Below are 1,009 nucleotides of genomic sequence, written 5' to 3'. Positions count from 1 at the left end.
CGCATGGCAAAGAGAAGCAATATAACTGCTGGCAGTAGAAGTCGCCCTTCAGGAGTCGGAGACTCAATAGTCTCGATCACAAACTCTAGCGCTTTAACCATTGCAGCACTGGCACCGGCATAAACAAAGTTGCCGATCACACTCAGTGCAAAGAAAAATTTGAGAGGTTTGAGATATACCAATAAACGGCGATAAAGCTGCCAATTGGAATCTTCATTTTGCGGTAACGCTTTCGCGTCTTTTGTCATTACAATTTGCTCGCGTAGACAAAGCTCTAGCTTAAGCTAGAGCTTTTTTAGTTTTTCGACTGTGCTCGTTGTGTCGTGATACTAAGCTGAACAAATCCAAGTTGACCTGCAACATCCATCACACGAACCACAAACTCGTGATCAGTTTTGGAATCTGCTGTAATAATGAAAGGAATCTTGGTGTTTCCATTCGAGATTTTCTCGACGGCTTTCTTCAAGGTATCTTCCTGATTGTTGATGAGTGCGCGCTCATTAACCGAGAACTCACCTTCAGCATTGATGATCACTTCTATTTCTTCAGCCAATGGCTTAGCAGGATCTGCGCTCGACTGCGGCAAATCAATCTCCAAGTGGCTTTCTTTGGTAAAAGTGGTCGATACCATGAAAAAAATCAACAACAAAAACACCACGTCAATCAGCGGTGTTAAGTTGACTGATACTTCTTCAGAAGCTTGGCGCTTGAAATTCAAGGTTGTTTTTCCTCTGCACGCGTCGGCTCACGCTCACCGTGAACAATCTCTACAAGACGCAATGCGTCTTGTTCCATGTCTATCACAATTTCGTCAACACGACGTAGGAAATAACGGTGGAAGATCAATGCTGGAATAGCAACAGTCAAACCAGCTGCCGTAGTGATCAGTGCTTCCGAAATACCGCCTGCAAGCGCCGCAGCGTTACCAGCACCCTCTAATTGCAATTGAGCAAAAACCTTGATCATACCGATAACGGTTCCTAACAAACCAAGTAGGGGCGTGATCACA

Annotated in this window: 2 protein-coding genes and 1 pseudogene; all 3 read right to left on the bottom strand. The window is 44.7% G+C overall.

Annotated elements, in window-relative coordinates; genetic code table 11:
• Positions 1 to 248 (bottom strand): annotated as a pseudogene (locus tag A3738_RS04130) (hypothetical protein); the annotation flags it as partial.
• A 47-nt stretch (positions 249 to 295) separates the two neighbouring features.
• Positions 296 to 718: a biopolymer transporter ExbD gene (locus A3738_RS04125; protein ID WP_068476202.1), complete on the bottom strand. Its 423-nt coding sequence runs from the start codon at positions 716 to 718 to the stop codon at positions 296 to 298.
• Positions 715 to 1,009: MotA/TolQ/ExbB proton channel family protein (locus A3738_RS04120; RefSeq protein ID WP_197473579.1), on the bottom strand; the 295-nt coding region annotated here is incomplete at its 5' end. The genes A3738_RS04125 and A3738_RS04120, both read right to left, overlap by 4 nt.

Source organism: Oleiphilus sp. HI0066, from assembly GCF_001635725.1.
This window is presented reverse-complemented; position numbering and strand designations above follow the sequence as displayed.